The organism is Nocardia higoensis (genome assembly GCF_015477835.1).
GTDB lineage: Bacteria > Actinomycetota > Actinomycetes > Mycobacteriales > Mycobacteriaceae > Nocardia > Nocardia higoensis_A.
The window spans coordinates 132,634-151,591 of the sequence record NZ_JADLQN010000003.1; the positions used below are offsets into that span (position 1 = coordinate 132,634).

At 65.7% G+C, this 18,958-nt stretch carries 26 protein-coding genes; 2 read left to right on the forward strand and 24 right to left on the reverse strand.

Annotation, left to right across the window (positions count from 1 at the left end; all coding sequences use genetic code 11):
* Positions 1-70: 70 nt before the first annotated feature.
* The 11 genes from IU449_RS18505 to IU449_RS18555 all read right to left on the reverse strand — a co-directional run bounded on the left by IU449_RS18505 (position 71) and on the right by IU449_RS18555 (position 8,915).
* On the reverse strand, positions 71-370 hold the full coding sequence (locus IU449_RS18505; RefSeq protein WP_067852420.1) for a hypothetical protein: 300 nt from the start codon (positions 368-370) through the stop codon (positions 71-73).
* Positions 371-580 carry a hypothetical protein gene (locus IU449_RS18510; protein ID WP_195003377.1) on the reverse strand — a complete coding sequence of 70 codons (210 nt, stop codon included), beginning with the start codon at positions 578-580 and terminating at the stop codon, positions 371-373. It abuts the gene before it with no gap.
* The gene (locus IU449_RS18515) at positions 580-1,353 is read right to left on the reverse strand and encodes an N-acetylmuramoyl-L-alanine amidase (protein ID WP_195003378.1); all 774 of its coding nucleotides are present in this window, start codon (positions 1,351-1,353) and stop codon (positions 580-582) included. The genes IU449_RS18510 and IU449_RS18515 overlap by 1 nt, the downstream gene beginning before the upstream one ends.
* A gap of 119 nt (positions 1,354-1,472) precedes the next feature.
* Entirely contained in the window at positions 1,473-2,192 is a 720-nt protein-coding gene (locus IU449_RS18520) for a hypothetical protein (protein ID WP_195003379.1), read from the reverse strand.
* Positions 2,193-2,527: 335 nt separating this feature from the next.
* The gene (locus tag IU449_RS18525) at positions 2,528-2,878 is read right to left on the reverse strand and encodes a hypothetical protein (protein ID WP_067852428.1); all 351 of its coding nucleotides are present in this window, start codon (positions 2,876-2,878) and stop codon (positions 2,528-2,530) included.
* A gap of 39 nt (positions 2,879-2,917) precedes the next feature.
* Entirely contained in the window at positions 2,918-3,256 is a 339-nt protein-coding gene (locus tag IU449_RS18530) for a DUF7264 domain-containing protein (protein WP_195003380.1), read from the reverse strand.
* Between the two features lie 48 nt (positions 3,257-3,304).
* Positions 3,305-4,690 carry a DUF7257 domain-containing protein gene (locus IU449_RS18535; protein WP_195003381.1) on the reverse strand — a complete coding sequence of 462 codons (1,386 nt, stop codon included), beginning with the start codon at positions 4,688-4,690 and terminating at the stop codon, positions 3,305-3,307.
* Entirely contained in the window at positions 4,687-5,130 is a 444-nt protein-coding gene (locus IU449_RS18540; RefSeq protein ID WP_195003382.1) for a phage gene 29 protein family protein, read from the reverse strand. The genes IU449_RS18535 and IU449_RS18540 overlap by 4 nt, the downstream gene beginning before the upstream one ends.
* 12 nt (positions 5,131-5,142) lie before the next feature.
* Positions 5,143-6,822, reverse strand: coding sequence for a phage tail protein (locus IU449_RS18545; RefSeq protein WP_195003383.1), 1,680 nt, complete (start codon positions 6,820-6,822; stop codon positions 5,143-5,145).
* Entirely contained in the window at positions 6,819-7,703 is an 885-nt protein-coding gene (locus IU449_RS18550; RefSeq protein ID WP_195003384.1) for a phage tail protein, read from the reverse strand. The genes IU449_RS18545 and IU449_RS18550 overlap by 4 nt, the downstream gene beginning before the upstream one ends.
* Positions 7,704-7,739: 36 nt before the next feature.
* The gene (locus IU449_RS18555; RefSeq protein WP_195003385.1) at positions 7,740-8,915 is read right to left on the reverse strand and encodes a hypothetical protein; all 1,176 of its coding nucleotides are present in this window, start codon (positions 8,913-8,915) and stop codon (positions 7,740-7,742) included.
* 141 nt (positions 8,916-9,056) lie between these two features.
* On the opposite strand from IU449_RS18555, the gene IU449_RS18560 reads away from it, so the two are divergent.
* Positions 9,057-9,509: a hypothetical protein gene (locus IU449_RS18560; RefSeq protein ID WP_195003386.1), complete on the forward strand. Its 453-nt coding sequence runs from the start codon at positions 9,057-9,059 to the stop codon at positions 9,507-9,509.
* Positions 9,510-9,524: 15 nt separating this feature from the next.
* On the opposite strand, the gene IU449_RS18565 is transcribed toward IU449_RS18560, so the two are convergent.
* From IU449_RS18565 to IU449_RS18610, 10 genes are all read right to left on the reverse strand, one after another.
* Positions 9,525-9,914 (reverse strand): hypothetical protein, encoded by a 390-nt coding sequence (locus IU449_RS18565; RefSeq protein WP_195003387.1) that lies wholly within the window; start codon positions 9,912-9,914, stop codon positions 9,525-9,527.
* A complete protein-coding gene (locus tag IU449_RS18570; RefSeq protein ID WP_195003388.1) occupies positions 9,914-10,357 on the reverse strand; it encodes a hypothetical protein in 444 nt (147 codons plus the stop codon). The genes IU449_RS18565 and IU449_RS18570 overlap by 1 nt, the downstream gene beginning before the upstream one ends.
* Positions 10,358-10,395: 38 nt before the next feature.
* Complete coding sequence (locus IU449_RS18575) at positions 10,396-10,716, reverse strand: hypothetical protein (RefSeq protein ID WP_195003389.1); 321 nt, start codon at positions 10,714-10,716, stop codon at positions 10,396-10,398.
* Between the two features lie 39 nt (positions 10,717-10,755).
* Complete coding sequence (locus tag IU449_RS18580) at positions 10,756-10,917, reverse strand: hypothetical protein (protein ID WP_195003390.1); 162 nt, start codon at positions 10,915-10,917, stop codon at positions 10,756-10,758.
* Positions 10,918-11,047: 130 nt separating this feature from the next.
* The gene (locus IU449_RS18585; RefSeq protein WP_195003391.1) at positions 11,048-11,707 is read right to left on the reverse strand and encodes a hypothetical protein; all 660 of its coding nucleotides are present in this window, start codon (positions 11,705-11,707) and stop codon (positions 11,048-11,050) included.
* A gap of 102 nt (positions 11,708-11,809) precedes the next feature.
* Positions 11,810-12,262 (reverse strand): hypothetical protein, encoded by a 453-nt coding sequence (locus tag IU449_RS18590; RefSeq protein ID WP_195003392.1) that lies wholly within the window; start codon positions 12,260-12,262, stop codon positions 11,810-11,812.
* Entirely contained in the window at positions 12,259-12,492 is a 234-nt protein-coding gene (locus tag IU449_RS18595; RefSeq protein ID WP_195003393.1) for a hypothetical protein, read from the reverse strand. The genes IU449_RS18590 and IU449_RS18595 overlap by 4 nt, the downstream gene beginning before the upstream one ends.
* Before the next feature lie 84 nt (positions 12,493-12,576).
* A complete protein-coding gene (locus IU449_RS18600) occupies positions 12,577-13,179 on the reverse strand; it encodes a hypothetical protein (protein WP_195003394.1) in 603 nt (200 codons plus the stop codon).
* 954 nt (positions 13,180-14,133) lie between these two features.
* The gene (locus IU449_RS18605; protein WP_195003395.1) at positions 14,134-14,859 is read right to left on the reverse strand and encodes a hypothetical protein; all 726 of its coding nucleotides are present in this window, start codon (positions 14,857-14,859) and stop codon (positions 14,134-14,136) included.
* A complete protein-coding gene (locus IU449_RS18610; RefSeq protein ID WP_195003396.1) occupies positions 14,856-15,659 on the reverse strand; it encodes a cutinase family protein in 804 nt (267 codons plus the stop codon). Before IU449_RS18610 ends, IU449_RS18605 begins: the two co-directional genes overlap by 4 nt.
* An 827-nt stretch (positions 15,660-16,486) precedes the next feature.
* Here IU449_RS18610 and IU449_RS18615 point away from each other — a divergent pair.
* On the forward strand, positions 16,487-16,744 hold the full coding sequence (locus tag IU449_RS18615; RefSeq protein WP_067852464.1) for a helix-turn-helix domain-containing protein: 258 nt from the start codon (positions 16,487-16,489) through the stop codon (positions 16,742-16,744).
* Between the two features lie 14 nt (positions 16,745-16,758).
* Here the strand turns inward: IU449_RS18615 and IU449_RS18620 are convergent, their stop codons facing one another.
* From IU449_RS18620 to IU449_RS18630, 3 genes are all read right to left on the reverse strand, one after another.
* On the reverse strand, positions 16,759-16,944 hold the full coding sequence (locus tag IU449_RS18620; RefSeq protein WP_195003397.1) for a hypothetical protein: 186 nt from the start codon (positions 16,942-16,944) through the stop codon (positions 16,759-16,761).
* A gap of 513 nt (positions 16,945-17,457) precedes the next feature.
* On the reverse strand, positions 17,458-17,619 hold the full coding sequence (locus IU449_RS18625; RefSeq protein ID WP_195003398.1) for a hypothetical protein: 162 nt from the start codon (positions 17,617-17,619) through the stop codon (positions 17,458-17,460).
* Between the two features lie 141 nt (positions 17,620-17,760).
* Entirely contained in the window at positions 17,761-18,507 is a 747-nt protein-coding gene (locus tag IU449_RS18630) for a hypothetical protein (protein WP_195003399.1), read from the reverse strand.
* Between the last annotated feature and the right edge of the window lie 451 nt (positions 18,508-18,958).

Sequence of the window (18,958 nt, forward strand, 5' to 3'; positions counted from 1 at the left end):
AACCACTGCAGCAGGCAGAAGCGTGCGATGGTGGCCGTCTCATATCGAGCGCGGCCGAATCACCGAACGTCTAGAGTTCTTCCCTCAGTGAGGAGGGGATCTCGTAGCGGGCCGCGGGCGGCTCCTGGCCGGGCACGTGCAGGCGCAGAAACGCCCGCAGTTCGTCGATGTGTTGTTGCAGGGCGCGGATCAGGCGCAGGGCGTCGCGGAAACGCAGCTTGTCGTCTGCCGCTTGCGCTTCGAGCGTTTCTACGCGGGCCCGGAGTTTGGCGACTTCACGCGCCTGCCAGGCGGTGACCGCGCCGATCACCGTGGCGACCGCGGCGCCGAATGCTTGCACCAGTTCGGGATTCATCCAGCTGTGCGACATTCATCGGCCGCCGTCCTGCCGGGGGACCGGCGTGACGGCGGGCCGGATGACCACGCCCGCGATCACGGGGGTCAACAGGCCGTAGAGGGTCATGGCCGCATCGATCCACGCGATGTCGATCCGGTGGCCTGCGACGAAGGCGATCACGCCGGTGATCGCGACGAGCACCGAGCGTACGAGCGCCGGCTCGGGAAGTCGGGGCGAGGACATCAGATTCGTCCTTCGTTGACGTCGAGCAGGCGATCGAGTTTGAGTTCGAGTGCGCGCAGCCGCTGTTCGCTGCGGAAATCGGCGGCGTCGGAATTGAGCACGTAGCCGACGAGGGTGTCCCGGTAGTCGGAATCGGCCACTCGGGATTGGAATCCCTGGGTGAGCTCGAAGTGCACGCGTCGTAGTTTGTCGAGCAGTTCACGCTGCTCCGCGTCGGAGAGTGCCATGAGCACATCGCCTTTCAGTCGGTCCGCGATGTCGGCGCGGAATCGGTCCATATCGATGCCGCCGGGGTCCCACTTGCCCTGCGTGGATCCGGCCCATTCCTTGTGGCCGATCACGCGCTCGGGGCCGTGGCCGAGCTTGCGCAGGATGGCGGCGCAGCAGCGCACATAGGCGTCGTATTGCGCGGGCGACCAGCCCTCGGTGCCGTTGTTGGCGGCCTCGATGCCGATCGTGAGGCGGTTCGCGTCGTTCTCGGGCAGGCCGGGCCAACGGCCGCGGCCTGCGTGCCAGGCGACGCCGACGGCGACGACGGTGACGGTGCCGTCCTTGGCGAGATGGAGTTGCGAGAGCGGGCCGGCCAAAGTAGGTAGTCCGTGGGCGATTTCGGACGGTGGTGTGTTCGACCCACCGGTGTGGTGGGCGATGACGCCCCAGATCTGTCCGAAGTCGCCGTGCCCTCGCTCCCGCCAGGCGGGGAACTCCACTACGCGCAGACCTTCCTCGCGCAGGACGTCCGCGAGCCATACGGGGTCACCGGTCCAAGCCATGGTTAGTTGCCTTTCATCGAGTCGTCGATTGCCCAGCGCGGACACCGGCGCCCCCGGGCACGTCGGGTCCGCCGGTGTCATGTGCGGTGATGGGCCGGATGCAACCCGGGTTCGGCGGGTCAGGTGATACGCACGTAGGTGCCTGCGGCGTTGATGGTGGCCCGCGAGCTTTGGGCGAACGCGTTGCCGTCCTTGACCTCGACCGTGACCCGATCGCCCTGAGCAATAGCGACCGTCGCGGCGGCGATGGCAGGATTGGCCGTCGTACCGGTGGCGATGACGGTGCCGTTGAGCTTGATCCGTACGGAAATCGAACTGGTGCTCCAGGTACCCGAGGTCCAGCTGATACTGCTCGATACGGTGGCGGTTTCGTTGCCGCCCTGGCTTATCAAGGCATGGGTGTCCACTGTCGAACCGGGATAGCTTCCGGAGTCCGCAGTCCAATTGACCACCTGAATCCATGCATTCGTGGTGCTGGGGCCGCTCTGTGTCCCGGTCTTGTCCATGCTGGACGGGCTGAACCCCGGTTCTGCGAGAGCTGTCAGGTCACCGACACCGGTCATCGCGGCTGTCATCGGGACGGGCGGTGCATAGATCACACCGAGGGCCGACGACGATCCGTGGAACGATGCTGTGGCGCCTGCTCGGGTGACGACGGTTGCCGACAGCTCGCCCACGCCACGGGTATGGGCGTCCGTCGCCTGCGTGGTGCCGGCACTGTCGAAATCGGCCGAGACGACGAGCACCGCGGCCGCGCCTGCTTCGACTCGAGCCAACGCCGAGCCGGCCGCTTCGAGAGCGGCGGTGCTCGACAGGTGTGGCCGGACATCGGCCGACAACTGCCCCGAGCCGCCGCTCGCACCCGGCGCGGATGCCGAAGCGAGTGACACGGCCAGCAAGGTTCCGCCGACGGTGAGATCCGCCCGGATGAAGGGAACGACGATCGGAACATTGTGGCCGGGAATGAAGGACATCGGCGGCGCGGGCAGAGTGACCGTGCCGAGCGGCGGTGCCGGGACAGCTGGGGCAACCGACGGCGGAGCGGGTAGCCTCGCCGTTCTGGGGATATCGGCCACAGCGGGTTCCTCCAAAGCAATCGGATATGGAAAGTGCCGCGCTCGACGGTCGGTCGAGCGCGGCACCGTGGGAAGAGTTGTCGCCGGTCCGGCGCGGGTCAGCTGATGGTGAAGGTGGGCGTGATGAGCAGGGTGCCCTGGCCGCCGAGGGTGGTGGCGGGGATGGCGACCTTGTCGATGAAGGTGCCGCCGGTGAGGGCGGTCCACAGGCCTGCGTGGGTGTAGGAGCCCGCAGGCAGGTCGATGGTGACCTGGCTGCCGGTGACCTGGCCGTTGGCCGGGGCCGTCCAAGTCGTGGCGACCCGCTTGTAAGCGGGCGAGCCGCCGGTTGCCTCATTCGTGCCGGTGGTGCCCGGGTCCGCGGTGTGGACCGAGACGTAGACCGGGGTGGCGATGTTGGCGTAGGCGGTGCACAGCGCGTTCTTGGTGGACGTGACGGCGATAGCCATGGGGTACTCCTTGAAAGTGTTCGTTGGGTGGGGATTTCGTCACTGGGTGCGGATGACCGAGCCCGCGTACCAGGCGTAGGTCGTCACCGGCGAGGTCGGGTAGGTGACCAGCATCGTGTAGCGGGAGTTCGCCGGAATCTCGTCGCAGGTCGCGGCGGGAACGGTCCACGTGGCGATGTTCGCGTCGACCGTGGCCGGCCATGCGCCGAGGGCGGCGCCACCGGGCGCCGTCAGCACGATGGAAATCGTTGTTCCCGCGGGGAACACCGCGCCGCCGGATGGCTGGATGGTTTGGACGAAGCTGGCGCCGGTCGTCAGTTTCAGGGGCTCGAGAGTGGGCTGGTAGCCCAGGTAGCCCGGATCGTTCATTGTGCTCATCGGGTTCCTCGGTGTCGGAGTCGATCTCGGAGCTCTGGTCGCATCCGGTCAGGAATAGGAGCAGAGCGTGCCGTCGAAGTAGACGTTGGTGCCGGACGGGTCGCCGTACATGTTGTTGGCACCTGCGATGTAGTAACCGGGCGCCCAGACGCTGCCCGCGCCTGCGAAGACGACGAACGATCCCGAGGTGCGATAGACCGCGGAACCTTCGACCTCGCCGCTGTTGCGCACGAGTTTCCAGAGGCCGTCGGGACTGGGCGCGCTCCACAACGCGACGCGATAGCTGTATCCGGTGCCGCACGCCTGCGACCACTGCACGCCGACGTTCATCACGTACCAGCCCGGCTTGGTGATCTGGATCTGTCCGGTGGAAAGATCCAGCACATTGACCTTGTTCGCGCTGCGGATGGTGTCGAAGACCGCGCTGTAGCGCGCGTTGCCCGCATTGTGCGCGACAGTGGTGGCGCTCTGCCGGTACAGCGACCACCCGGTCCCCACCAGTGGCGGCGAGGTGGTGTCGGCCGCGACGAACGATTCCAGGTCGAAGCCGAAGGAAAGCGTGGTACCGGACCACGTGCTGGAAACATTGCAGGCGCTGAAGAATCCGACCCGGCGGTTGCCCGCTCCGACCGGGGAGGTGACCGCCGTGTCCTGATATCCGAACCGGCTCACACCGTTGACCAGTACCTCGTAGGAGGAGCCGGATGCGCTGACCGTCACGGTGTCACCGGAACTCAGGGTCAGATTCGTGCGCTCGGCCCAGACGGTGATGGTCAGCTGTCCATCGACCAGCGTTCCCCGTTGCAGTGAGATCCTGGAGGCTCCGACCTGCGCTATGACGAAAGTCGACAGATCGTCGGCAGCACGGAGCAGGATGCCGCTACCGGTGAAACTGCCTGCCTGGTTGGGACGGCCCAGGACGAGGGACACCGACTGCGAATCCGTCATCAGGGGCGTCTTGTACAACGCGAAGGCGCCGCCGGTACTGGTGTGACCGGCCTTGGCGATACCTGCCTGATGGTCGACGACCACTACGTCCGGCACCGTGTGGCCGCCGCTGCTCCACTTGCCGACGTTCCATTTCGCCGCGTCCCACGTCTCGAACTTGTCGGTGAACGCCGCCCCGCCGACCTCGCTCTGCGTCTTGTCCGCTTGCAGGTCGGCGATCGCCGAAGCGTTGGAGACCGAGGTGCCCTGCGCCGCAGTCGCGGTCACCTGCGCGTCGGTGGCGTCGGTCTGCGCCGACGCTGCCGCGTCGAGCGCGCGGTTGGTAACGGTACTCAAGTTGCTGCCGACAGCGTCGATGCCGGCGAAGGACTGCATGACGTTGGACATGATCGAGGCCTGCGCGGCCTCCCAGGTCACCTTCTGCAGGTTGCGGATCGAGCCGCCGGTGTATGCGCCGGAGGGGATCCGCCCGTCGGGGCTGGTCATCGCGAACCGCCGGAGGACGCGTCGTCCGGCGCGGCACTGCCGACCTCGGCATGGTTGCGGTCCAGTTCGCGGGCATCGACCAGGTGCTTCAACTCACCTGATTCACGCAGCTGCTCGATCAAGTGAGCGCGCTCGTCGGGAGTCAGCTGGCTCACGTCGGGCGCCGAGGTCTCGGGGGGTCGGACCGCCCCCTTCTCGGCCCATTGCCCGGAACCGTTGAGCCAGTGGGTGACGCCACGAGCAGGCGGGATGTACTCCCGGAGCTGCTGATCGGAGTGGTGGCGGAACCCGAGATCCCACAGGTGTTTCGACCACTGCCGCAGCACGTCGGGGTGCACGAGCAGCGGCGAGTTCCGTGGGCCGGGCAGCCCGACGAGCGCCCATACGAAAGCATCATAGGGATCGTCGGGGTTGCATTCTTCGTACAATGGAATGGACATGGTTCTCCCGCTTCACATCTGGACGGCGAGGGCGTGGATGTCGTCGACGATGTCGGCCACCACCCGCATGGACTTGGCGAAGGGCATGTCGTGGTCGCGGTCGGAGCCGACGGTGATCTGCCAGGCCGGGCTGGCCGTGCGCGACCAGGCGAGTTCCAGCTCGGTGACCTGTTCCACGTAGATCGACCCCTCGGGCATGCCCTTGACGGTCGAGCCGACTCGATCGCCGAGGAAGAAATGCCCCTGCCCGTGGTCGCCGATCATGTATGGTTCACCGTTGGCCACGGTGAATTTGTGGGTGAAGTGCCTGCGTGTCTTCCACAGGCCCTCTCCGAGAGTCAGCAGCGAGCCGAGGGTGTAGGCGCGGTCGGCGCTGTTCTCGAAATGCTCGTAGTAGTGTGACCATCCCGAATTCAGTTCGCGCTGAGGTGATTTGAATTCCATCCAGGCGAGCAGCGTGTCCGAGAGCAGTGCCGTGGCGATCGTGTTGACCACCGCGGTCGTGCCGTTCGCGACACCGGCCAGGAAGGGGCCGACGAAGGGCACCTCACCCAGCGCACCCGCGGTGACCATGCCGACGAACTGGATCGCCGAGGAGATCGCCTCGTTCACACCGGGCATCGAATGACCGCCCGTGAGGATCTGCACAGCCGACGAGGGGTTCACGACGAACTGCGACGTCTGGATCCCGGTCCGCTCGTTCTGCCGGTACACCACCCAGGGGTTCGAGGGCAGCGTGCCCATCCACCCGGGGTTCTTGTACAGCTCGGGCGCGTTCTGATCGGGCAGCACGTCCGGGCTGTAGTCGAGCAGCGTGTTGTCGAGCACCTGTACCGTGCGCTGCAGGCCGTCCCACATATCGCCGCCGGTGCTGGTGCCGGTCCAGAAGCCGGACTTGTCGACGATGTCGACGACCAGACACCCGTGGCGCAGGTCGGCGCCCGGCCAGGGTTTCGGATCTCCCCGCAGCCACCGTCGCGTGACCACCGCCAGTTGCGCGGTCTCCAAGGTGCCCGCGGCCGCCTCGTGGAAGTTGCGGAAGCGGGAACCGAAGATCGTCCACAGCGAGGTGTCGGAAGCGAAATCGCCCGGTTTGACAACCACCGCCCAGTTGGACTGATCGAGATTGCCCCAACCGCCGATGTCGACAGGATCGTCGGGCAACTGCCACTGGGCATGTTCGAGCCGGAGCAGGTTCAAATGCAGAGCCGTCTTCAAGGCCCAGACGCTCGGCCCGGCGAGCATGAACTCGCGCGGGAACTGCACCGCCGCGGGCAGGAAGGGGTTCGACCAGCAGTAGATGTGCTTGAGTTCCTGGTAGGAGTGCATGAACAGCAGCTCCACCGTCGTGATGCCCCGCTCATCGGTCTTGATGACCGCTTTCTCCAGTCGCCCGTCCCAGCGGGCTCCGTCCTTGTCGACGGTGATGTGCACGTTCTGCTTGGTCCGGCCGTTGATGTCCACGGCCCATCTGGCCAAGTAGTAGTCGTAAGGAAGCTCCAGTAGTCCGGTACCCGACTGGTTCAGCACCCAGCGGAAGTCGGCGCTGATCTCCGCACCGCAGATACCGCGCAGGTTCCAGTCGCCGTCCCACAACCGCACCAGCGGACGAGCATGGCGCCGCTGTTTGCGCGCATCCTTGGCCTGCTGCGCCTCGGCGTAAAGCGCGGGCAGATCCTGGGCGGTCGTCACTGCAGCCCCCAAGGCCGCGACCAGTTCCGCTGCTGCACGACCATCACCGATGCTCCCGCAGGCGCTCCGGTGACGGAGACCGGCACATCGGTCGCCGGGGTGTACGGGGGCACCGGGTAGAGGAAACTTACGCCGTTCATCAGCGCCCAGATCTGCGAGCCGTCGGCCGCGACGATCATCTCCTCCATCGGGTCGGTATCCACCGTGAGGTCCTGGCCCGCAGTGGTCGCGGGCAACGTGATGGTGCGCGCCGCGTCGTCCTCGGCCACACCCCACGAGAAGTCCGGCACCGTCCACCTGCCCGGCGCCGAGCACACCCACTTCAACCACATTGGCTGATCGGTGGGATTGGCGATGCTGACGGTGCCTTGTCTGGTCACACCGGGCTGCGTGCTGTCGGCGGTCGCGGTCCAGGTGCTCGTCACGTCCGACTCCACCCACCACGGATTGCCCGCTACACAGGTCATCACGACCTTGCTCTGCGACTTCAGATGCGGATCCTTGTCCGGCTTGAAGTCCGGCTGCTCCGACATCCGCAGTTTCAGCGACCGCGTGCCGTAATCCGTCGTGATCGTCAGCGTCGAGTCCCTGTCGTAGGCCCACGCTTTCCGCCACGCGGAATCCACTGACTCCCAGGACTGTCCGGCGGCCTGGAAGACATTGACCGCGAATACGACATCGCGTTTGTTGGTCCGGTATCCGCCGAACGACGAACCGATCTGGAACGCGGACTGGTTCCAGATCGTTGTCACCGGAGCGTCGTACAAACCGCTCGGCGATGTCGCCAGCTCGACACCCTCACGGCCACGGCCCTGACCGGCGATCGTCCACACCGATCCATCGACTCCGGTCACCGTGATCATCGCGGCATTGGGCGCCACAGATTCACCTCGATCCAATAGTTTTCGACGCGATGCCTAGTGGGACAATTCCCATTGCATCGCAAGTACTTTCAATCTGCCGATGATGTCTTCGTCGTTCGACATCGAGATATTCACCGTGGCAGGCCGTTCGGCGGAGGGCGCCGCTACAGCACCTGCACCGTCGGTCCGGCTCGGCGCCGAGCGCGAAGCCATCATCTTCTGCAGGAAGAAGGGGTCGGCATTGAGCGCCTGCAGAAAGGGACGGTTGACGGCGGTGGAGCGGGCGTTCATGACGAATTCGCCGTCGGAGAGCCATGCCGGGATCTTGTCGCCGATGGACGAGCCGGGGCCCTGAACGTCACCGCCCTCCGCCCGTTTCAGCGGCGCAGCCCATGGCGCCGGGCTACCGGCGCGCATTTCGAATCCACCCTGCAGGAAATCGAGATCGACGATCCGACGGATCGCCGGTTGCACAGGAATGCTCGATCGATCCGCGATGTGTGTCGGCCCGTCCGGTTCCGGATATCCGCCCGGCGGTGGAATGTCCACCGCGTCGATACCCGGCTCGACCGGCCACGGTGGCATGCCCGGGTCGAGCGCGTCCTTCCAGGTGTACATCTGCTCCATGAGCCGTTGGGCGCGGCCGAACGAGTTCCGCGACATCTTGGAATACAGCGTCGCCTTGTGCCCCAGCTTCCCATTGGCGATATAGTCACCGAAGAACCCCTCGGCGTTATATCCGGCAGCCAGAACCTGATTCAGACTGTATTGAGATTTCATATCGACCGGTATGTTGTCCGACCATTTGTTCTTGATATAGGCGAGGTTGTACGCCGCAGCCTGGATCGCCGAGCTCTGATCATCCGCGAGATCCGTCCATTCTCGACCCGAGAAGATCGACGAATACTCCGACTTCAGTCTGTCGAAGGTTTCTTTCTTCATGTTCGTGAGCCCGATAGAGTTCGAGTGGCCGTCCTTCAACTCACGAAACGGCGTGGTGTGCTCCCGCAACCAATCCTTCAGTTCCCATGTCAGATTCGCATCCGCGCCTTCGTTCAGCACGATCGCCATGACGAGCCGCGGATCCACACCCGCGGCTTCGCCATGTGTGACCGAATCCTGGACCCATCGGGCAACTGTGGGGTCCATATCTTCCGGCGTACCGCGTATATCGGGATTCCATTCGAACTTCGGAGGAGGACTACTCCAAGTGGCCGAATAGTCGTTCATTGAACGCATCCTTCCGACGAGATGACAACTGTTGCCGTCCGGGCGGACCAGCTACTGTGAGAGAAATTTCCGACCCGACGGGCTGGGCTGAGAATGAACGAGCGAGCGCACCCGCCGCGCATAACCGCACGGCGCTCACTGATGGTCACTGCCGCACTCATATCGTTGGCGACGGCAATCGGGTGTACCGCGACCGGGCGCGCGTTCGGCAACCCGGCGAAGCACTATCTCGAAGAGATCCGCATCGACGGATACACCGTAGTGGACCAGATGAGCGATTCCAGCGAGGTCGGCGCGTGGGCCGACGCCCTGTTCATCGGACCTCCGATGACGGATGTACGCGGCATCGTCACCGCACCGGGACTGGAACTCGGGCCTGCGCCGGAGGTTGCGCGCAGCGATGAGTCCATCGTTGGCCCCGATGGCGCCACGTGGGAAGCGTATGGGAAGGGGGCGAACGGTTGCCGCGTCTCGATCCACCAGGGAATCGACGACGCGTACGACGCGTCGAGGTTGTCCCCCAGCGAGATCACTTCGGTGCACAACGGCGCTGCGGCCATCCTGCGCGTCCATGTCACCTGCGGGGACGGATAGCAGTGGAGGCAGCCGTCAGCTGACGAAGATCGAGACTGTGAGTCCGGCTTGGATCGCCTGGCCGCCACCGTGCTGATGCATCAGCACATCGAGAACATCACCTTTCCGTAGCGTCGGCTGCGAAACCAGCGGAATCGATACCGGCACAACCGGTGTCAGCGTGATTGCTTGATCCAGGGCGAGCCCGGCGAAGACCTGGACAGGTACGCCGTCGCGGAGCTGCCGGACAGTGAGGCCGACATAATCGCTCGCCCCTCCTGTCATCGGCGAGAAGCCATGCGGCGCAACCAATTCGATATCGGTGACGGTGTCGCCGCTGTAGAAGGCCGGGGCGTAGGCGCCGGCCAGGACGGCGATGTCGGCGGCGCCGGCCGCTCGAGCCGGAAGCGTCGCGGTGAAGATCATCAGCTCTCCCGAGTAGGTGCGGTGAAGTCGTCGATGAGGCGCTGCATCGATCGATCCCGTCGTTCGTCGCGAACCAGTTCGGCGGCGGTGACGGGACGGGGCATGGGTGTCACGGCCGGCGGATCGCCGCCCGCGGCCGCGATGACGGCGACCTGCACCCCCTGCAGTGCGTCGATGATCGACAGCAGCAGGTAGCTGTCGATCGTGTAGCCCTCGGGCGTGGGCCCGGTAGGGCGATCGGGTTCTTCGTAGAGGTCGAGTTCGGCCTCGGCCTCCTCGGCGGCGACCATCTGCTCGGCGAGCTCACGATCGGTCGCCAGTGCCGACCGATATTGCGATCCGTGTGGCAGCCGGTCTTTGAACGCCCAGATCGTGCGCCAATCACGGGTACGAACGGTGGCGGGCCCGAAGCAGTCCCGGACGTCGATGCCGCGCTCGAGCAAGTCGTAGTCGAGCGCGGCACCGAAACGTTCCCAGAACTCTACGAGCCCTGCGATCCCCCCGGCAGCTCCGCGGCGCCCTGGCCGAAGAGGTGAGCGTAGAGATCTCGCTGGAAGGCGTACCACTCGTCCATCGGCCGCTCAGCGAACAGGGCTTCGACGGCCTCGTGCTGGTCGCCCAGCACGATGGCCATCTGCTCGTCGTCGTCGTGCGTACGACGCAGGGCCAGCACCTGACCTCGGGTGACCGGCGGGATGACGATCTCGTCGGTCAGACGGTAAGGTGCGCGGCGGCGGGGAGCGAGCTCCTGCTGGAGCTGGTGGAATCGGCCACCCGCCTCGGCCGCGGATGTGGTTGCCATGTCGTTCTCCGGTTCTGTTGTGGGACTGTGGAATCGGTGCTACTGCGCCTTCGACGCGCGGCGGCGCTGCGCGGACTCGTCGCCCTTCGGGGAGTGGCCGAGCTTGTAGACGGCGTTCACGTACTCGGTGGCGCTGGAGACGATGTAGTCGTTGGTCCCGTCGGTCATGGTGACGGGGTACTCGGTGGGAATGGCGGACACGGTTCGACCCGCTTTCTTCTCCGGAGGAATGGGCAGGAAAGGTTGTGGGGCGTGCCGTGCCGGAGACACACGACACGCCCCACGCCCAGGCGAAGCCTGGGTGATCAGGGGCGGGGAATACCGCCGCGCGTCAGGCCGAGGCGATGCCGGTCTGGGCGAGCAGGGCCTTCCAACCACTGCCGCCGAAGCCGTGCGCGATGGCGTAGCCCGCGGTGTCGTCCTTGAACGCGACCATGGTCAGCTTCTCCGCGAGCACCTCGGTCGGGGTCCACTGTTCACCGCCGTACTTGCTGACGGCGACCTTCGGCAGCACCTTGAACACGTAAATCGGGTTGGCGTCGTTGCCGTCCTTGCCGATGATGATCGCCGAGTAGTAGGTGATCTGTTCCGAGGCCGGCTGCGGGAAGAACACCTCACCGGAGGCGGCATCGGCGGTGACCTGCGCCAGATTCGCACCGGTGGTCAGCTCGAGGGTCAGCGCGGTGGTCTGCTGCGGCTGGAACTCGATGGTGGTGATATCGCTGGTGATGTCGTTGCGCACCGGCTGCAGTTCGCCGTACGCCTCGATAGGCGCGGCGGTGATGCCGCGGGCGAAGGCCACACCGGTCTTCTTGTCGATCAGACCGACCGGGCGGTAAGCCGCCGGCAGGGTCTGCAGCGCACCGGTGGAGTCGGTGAAGTCCGCCGGGGCCGCGGTGTACCAGGGAGCGATGAACACCGCGGCGTCGAGCGGCTTGAGCAGCAATGACCGCTGAGCCGACTTCAGGGCGGTGAGATTGGTGGCAGGCATGTGTCTCCATTCGAGCGCCCACGTGCACGCGGGCATTGGTTACGAAGATCGGCGCCGGACGGCGCCGTTGAAAGCCCCCGCCGGGGACGGTATTCCGCCGATCTACTGACGACGGGCTTCGATCGAGAAAGAGATCTCGACCATCTGGTTGAGCGGATCGAGGTCGGGCACCTCCGTCAGACCGCGGCTGCGCCGCAGGATCGGCGGATGGAACTTCGGGTCGTCGGCCTCGATCTCCTCGGCGTAGTCGACGAGCACGCCGTTGACTCGGCTCGCGGGTGCGTTCAGCACGGCCGCACGCAACTGGATGGCTAGCTGCTGCGCCTGGCCCCGGGTGGTGCCGATGGCGACGACGCTCATCTTCGCTTTGTAGGTGATGGCGTTGATGTCCAGCGTTCCGCCGGATGTGCGCACCCAGACCAGCGGCAATGCCGACTGCAGGGCCTGTGAGGTGGCGGGCAGGGTGGTGACGGTGGTGGCGATCGGGGTGAACAGGTCGACCAGGAACTGTTCGAAATCGGGGAACTCCCCGGCCGCGGGGTAGGGGGTTGTCATTCCACCGCTTCCGGTGCCTGCCCGAGCGAGACGATCGCTTCGAGAGAGCCGCCGGTCGGCACGGGCTGCGGCAGCGCCGCGTCGACCTTCATGGCCACGCCCTGGGCGAGGTTGAACAGCACGTCGAGGTCGGCTCTCAGCATCGCCAGGCGCGAGACGACCGCCTTGGTTTCGGCGTCGATCTGCTCGGCCAGACCGGGGGAGGGAGAGGATTCGGCTGGGGTGGTCACTGGCTTCTCCAGGAGTCGGGATCACGGGTTTTCGTGGAATCGAATTCGTTCGGACAGGGGCGGACGCTGGTGAGCGTCCGGAAGTCACCGCAAGTGCGACAGATAGGTCAGAGCGCGGCTGTGCAACGGGTCCTTCGGCGGCGGCGCGCCGTAGTCTTCGGACTTCATCACGTTGATGGTGGTGGACCGGTCGATATCGGGTCCGGTACGAAGCCGCCCCTCAGGAGTGCGCATCCTCGGCTGCGCAGCCGTGGGCAGTGGGGCGATGCGGCGCATCGACTCGGCCTGCGTCGAGAACTGCTCGACGACTGTGCCGGCCATGCTGTTCAGCGCAGTCACGACAGCCGCACCTGCCGCGCCCGCGGGTCCGGTGACGGCCCCGGCGAGTGCGGTCATGGCGGCTTCCGCACCACCTGCCGCCCCCACCTGATCGCGCGTATCGCGGTAGATGCTGTACCAGCTGTGCCACTGGAGAAAGGGAAACAGTGCCCCTACCCCGGCTGTGGACAGGAAGCCGCCATCACTCGCGGGCGGACCGTGTTCTTCCTCCTCGACTTCGCCACCTGCGGCAAAGGCTTTCGGTGGCCGGCTCCGGCCGGATATGAGGGCGTGCAGGACAGCCGGTCCTGGCGCTCCATCGCCGGTGCGCGTCCAGTGCGTCCCGATCGGAATCTCCTCAGCAGACATCATCGACCATCCATCAGGGTTCTCCGTTCCAGTGATTGCGTTGCGCGGCTCGGGCCTGACGACCGTCCAAGCCCCGGTAGCCAGGACTCACAGGCCGAGAAGGGGCCGGATCAGGGGCGCGACATGACAAAAGAGTTCGAGCAGTGTGAAGGCGAGTGCGAGCACGGAGTCACCTCCTTTCGAAAGTCGAGCGCCCCGCCCCCGGCGTAGCAGAACCGGGGGCGGGGCGCGGACGCCCTGCGGCTCGACCGTCTGCGACCGCGACGGCGGGAGAAGGGAGCACTGCGCAGGGCGGGCTGGGGGTCGGCGGGTCGGGTGGAGATGCGGACGCCCCGTCCCCGGCCTGGAGGGGCACGCCGGGGACGGGGCGACAAACCCGAACACGGCAGACCGTCTCGACCGCATTGGTGTCGGCGGGAGACGAATACCGGTTCGGGCGGCTGCGGCAGGCTCTGCCCGCTTGTCGATGGACACCGAAAGGGTTTCGGGGGCGTGCCGCAGGGTATCGGTGGAGCGATTTCGCTCCGGGAACGAACGTGGCCCCGTATCCGAGTCCGGATGCCGGGGCCACAACAGCTGATGACGAATTGGGGTAAGAATCGGGTAGAGCTCGAAAACTTCGGGAAGCTCTAGTTGAAGGGAGACGCCGGGCCAGTAACCTGGAGCGAAGCGAAACCGTGGCCAGGGCACAGCTCTGGCGCTGCACCAATCGTCACCTAACGACGCAGAAAAGTCAACACCCGATCGCATGCGAATCACGAAACCGCTGATGAGGACACATAATTCGGTCGACAGCGACAGAGTGCGGACACCGCCGAACACCCCGTGAACGCCGAATGCCGCCCTTACGGTCGGGTAACCGATTGGGCGGCATGGTCTTCGGATCAATGGTCTTCGGACTGATCGGATGGGGGACGACCGGGAATCGAGGGCGGACACCGTGCAGACAGGCATCTAAAGCACGGCACCTCTTCGGAGCCGGGCGTCGCCGGTCGACTGCTGTCCCGACCCGAGGCGGGAGCGGCGCGGATGGGCAAGATGCTGATCGAGCACCTCACCGACTACGAACATCTCCGGCCAGCCGGGCGCCCACGGTCCGGGAGCGGGCGTGATCTTTCCCGCGTCGCGCAGAGTCTGTATTCGACGCACGGTCAGAGTGCGGAACTCGCCACCGAGTTCCTTTGCCAGATTCGCTATTCCAGAAGCATTCAGACGATGGGTGCGGGCCCGGCGCACCATGGCGGGGTCGATGTCGACCGACGGGGCGGGCGGGCTGATGACCGACATGGCGGCGCGCACCACGCGAGCGATCTCTTCCGGCGCGGTCTGCACCCCCTCGGTCATGGCGAAGGCGATGATGTTCGATTCCAGCCAGCGCGCGAGCCCGGCCGTGGCGGTGGGACCGTTGTAGGCGAGCCCGCGCTGCTCGCAGATCAATCGCACCCAGCCGACCAGTGTCGCATGCATGTGATCGGCGATCTGCGCGGCGGCGAGGTTATAAGGCAGCGGCTGTTCGCCTGCCTTACGGTGCATGCGATGGTCGGCTCTGCGGCCTGTCCTCGCTTGGCCTGTTCGCGTGATCGTGAGTTCCTCGAGCAGACCGGGGATCTCACGCAGCGACGCGACGAGATCCCGTATCGCCGATGTCGTCAGGAAGAGAGCGTGGTCTTCGCCGGTCATCCGCGCCTCCTCGACTTCGTCTCGCCCACTTCGCTGTTGATCGTCTCGGCGAGGCGGAGGACATGCCCGTAACGGATGTAGTCGTCGGTGTGCCTGCCGTCGTACAGGTAGCCGCGCGCGAAGGCCACCGCGCCTGCCCAGCTCCGCCTGTGCTCCAGCGACCACCACCGTTGCATCGCGTGCCTGGTGCCCGCGTCGAGGAGACTTCGCCCCCAGCGCAGCGCCGCGCCCGGGGAGGCGAGACTGAAGTAGCCGGTGAGGTCGGCGATCGAGCGCAGCGGGTTGCCCGCGGGAAGAGCCGTGATCGGATCGCCGGACGCGGCGGCCCAGTAGGCAGGCAGACCGGGCACATCGCGTTCGCCGGCGATGCCGTAACCCCCCGGGTCGGTGCCGACGCAGCGGCCGGACGGACGCAACGGATCGGCGATGAGCGCACAGGCCAGGACATTCGGATAGGTCAGCTCGCCCCGCCCGATCTCCGCGGCGACATCGCCCGCGATCGCCGCGCCCTGGGAGTATCCCGCCAGCACGACGCTGCCGGTCACCTCGTCGAGCGCGGCGAGCATCGCCTGCCGTCCGGCCGCTCGGCTTTCCGTGTAGGACATCGCGCGTCCGTAATCTGCGGGGTACTCCACGAAGCGCGGCGCGAATCGATCGGCATCGAGATGCCGGGCGAAGGCCGCGCTGATGTCGTCGCCACGCGGGTTCCATGTCCCGCCGAGCAGCAACACGTCGATCCGGTTGGCTTCCCTGGCCATCGTGTTCTGGGCGCGAAACACTTTCCGGACCGCGCGCATCATCGGAGCCGCCTTTCCCGGGTCGGGGCAGAGACAGCGGCGGCTGGACGACGGACTCGACGACGTGAGGCCACTGATCGACGGGATGCCGCGAGAGACAGGTTGGCCGGATGCGTGGCGATCGAATTCCCGAGTTCGGGCCACACCGGATTGGCGTAGCCGTAGTCGACATAGACCATCCGGTCGTCGACGCCGGTGATCACACCGCGCTCCGTTCGGCCACGGCCGGTGTGTGACACCGGAGAGGTGAACAGCACCCGGCGCCCGATGCTTCGCCGGAATTGCTCGAGGTCGCCGGCGCTCATCGGCCGCCCCCGACATGTCGGCGAGAGTCGCCGTAGCGGGCTCGCGCATCCGCCTGCTGCCGCACCGCGACCGCGGTTGCTGAACGGTGGCCGTACCAATCGAAAACTACCGGAACCCAAACATGACTTACATCACAAATCACCACCAGCGACCTGGCCGCCGCCATCATCGGGGGCCACCCGGAAGCAGGTCGACAGTCCGGCAACCCAGCCTCGCGGCGATGCGCGCCAACTCCTCGAGCGTGAAGGAGCATCGCGCGGCCAAACGGTCAGCCAGAGCGTCCGCACCGATACCCAGGGGTTCCAGCAGGTCACCCGAGTCGACTCCGGCCTCCCCGAGAGCGCACCACACCCGCTCCGCAATCATGGCATCTAACCAATCCATACGGATCACCATAAGGTCCGTTCGGACTTGCTGCAATTCCGAACGGATGCCAGCACTTCGCAAGCCATCTGCCGCCACGCCGAAGAGGACACACCGCAATGCGTTTGCCAGGTAGCCGTTCGGACCTCAGAATGGTCCGTATGGGCGCAAAAGAGACTTCGTCGGCGATCAATCGTGCGGTGGGCAACGAGTTGCGGGCAGCACGTGCGCGGCGAGACCTCACCCGCCAGCAACTGGCGGGACTGACGGGCCTGGCCGTCAGCACGATTCAGCGCTTCGAGAACGGCGATCGATCACCGGACATGCAACAACTGCACGCTCTCTGCAGCGCTCTCGGCATCCCTATGCGCGATTTCGTCGCACTTGCGCTTCAAGACGTCGAGCGAAAGGAGAACTGAATAGTCCGCCCAGATCAGGCGCAGCGCGAACTACTCACTTCGAGCGTCGGCCGCAGTGCCGCTTCGGCATATTGGACGACGGCCTGGATCGGGTCGATATCCATTGCCCAGGAGGTCATTACGACGTCGCACAACGTGGCCGATCCATGCAATACCCGATCCGCCACATCCACACCTATTGCCGCTTCCAGCGCTGCCATAGCACCCACACCTGCTACCAGCTCCGTCACGGAGTCGATCCGGTCCACGACCACACTTCCCCTTTTGTCTCATTGCTCACTTCGAGCGCGACTCCGTGGACCAACCGAACTCTCGTCCCAGAATCAGGCTAGTTATATCCCATCGACGTTGCATAGTCTCTTCAATGTGTCTCGGCCACAGGTGTTTTGGCGGGTATCCAGCAAGGATGCCGACGGATCGGACAAGTAACTGGGAATTCGCGAACACTGCTCATATCGGGACCGACACCCGGCGAGCACAGAGCATTGTCGGACTTGCTCGATCACGCCACGATATCGGCGGACACCAGGGAATCCGATGGAGGCCGACCACCGCACGCGGTCGATGCGAGGGATCGTCCACATGTCGTCCATGCTGTGCCGAACCGGTTGCACACCAGCGGGAATGGGCTGCCGGCCGTCCGGGAAGAAGCCGAACAGAGCATCGGACGATCCCCTGCCTGCGATACAGCCGCGCCGAACCGACGTGCCGGATCAATCGGGTCGGGGAACCTCCCACAGCGCGCTGACCGGCACCGCGAGCATCTTCGGACCGAACGGCAGCGTTAGCGGTCCGAGATGCTCGCCGGGACGCTGCAGACTGCGGGCGGCGGCGCCGATGATGCTCGCCGCCATACCGGCATCGACGAACGCCATTTTCGGTGTGGTCGCACACGTCGTGGCGGTTTGGTCGCTACTCGCCGCAGCAGTCGGGCGCGGCTGATTCCGGCCGGATCAATCGATCGAGGCGCAGAAGGATCATCATCTTCCAGAGCTGCCTGTCCGCGCCTTCCGGCTTCAAGCGAGTAGTTCACGCATCCAGGCGGGAATCTCGTCGGCGACGCGGGGGTAGTCGGCGAGTTCCTGACGGACGTCCTCAGCGGTCGGGGTCGGGGTCCATTCCGGGAGGGTGTGCCAGGAGAATCTCGCCTCGTAGCGGCTGGGGCCGGCGATGTGGATCCGGCCGCTCAGCCACGTTCCGGCGATCGGGTCGTGGGCGAACTGCTTGTACTCGAACAGCAACTCGCGCAGGGCGTCGGAGGCTTGCAGATTTTCCACGGAGTCGTCGGTTCGGCGCACCTGGATGCCGCCGCCCGCTTCGTGGCCGATCACGGAGACCCACAGGATCGCGAACTTCCAGTCCGAGCCCAGAATCGCGACGACCTCGTCGACGCAGGCCCGCTCGTACAGCTCGGCGGTGATCTCGGGGGCGCTCGACAACTCCCATCGCGCGGTGATCCCCGTGCCGGCGAAGTTCGTGTTGACCGCCGTCAACATCTCGGCCACGGCGGCGGCCGGTTCGGTGGCACTGAACAGCACGATCTCGATACCGTCGTCCGCCGAGGCGCCCGCTCGCTCCGCCATCCGGCGCACCTCTCCCGAGTGCACGGCGCCCAGGTAGGCATCCAGCTTCTGCCGGAAATCCTCGGCGAGCTCGGGGTCGGCGCCTTCGCCGTAGTCGCGGTCCTCGGTCATCGCCAGGAGGAGGCGGCCATCAGGACCGACCGCGAGCTGGTCGATACGTTCGTGTTCACGCACTGTCATCTGTCAGGCCCCGTCCTGTGCCGTCTCGGGTCTTCCCGGATGGGACCCGAACCGGGGGACTCTACATCATCAATTGAGCATGTGTCGGCGTCCATGAACGCAAGATCACTTGCGGGTCAGGTCATTTCGAGGCGCGGCCCGGACGTCGACGGAGGTGACGACGCGGCGATCCGTGGCTGGCTCCTTCCGAGAGGATCAGCGAAGCCGATCCCCGAGCACCACCTGCGGCACAGCACTGATGCAGGCCGCAGCATTGTGCCTTTCGAGCGCTGGAGCGGCCGGAACCTCGTGAAGCCGCGGACACATGTCGGCTCGATGCGTATTCGCTTCGCCCGCATCGACTTACCGCGCCAGGCGACACGGCCGGACATCCCCTTGTCCGCAGAGGACATGAACGCGATTGCCGAGCAACCGGTGTGCTGACGTCGCCGACACAAGACAGCCCCGAACG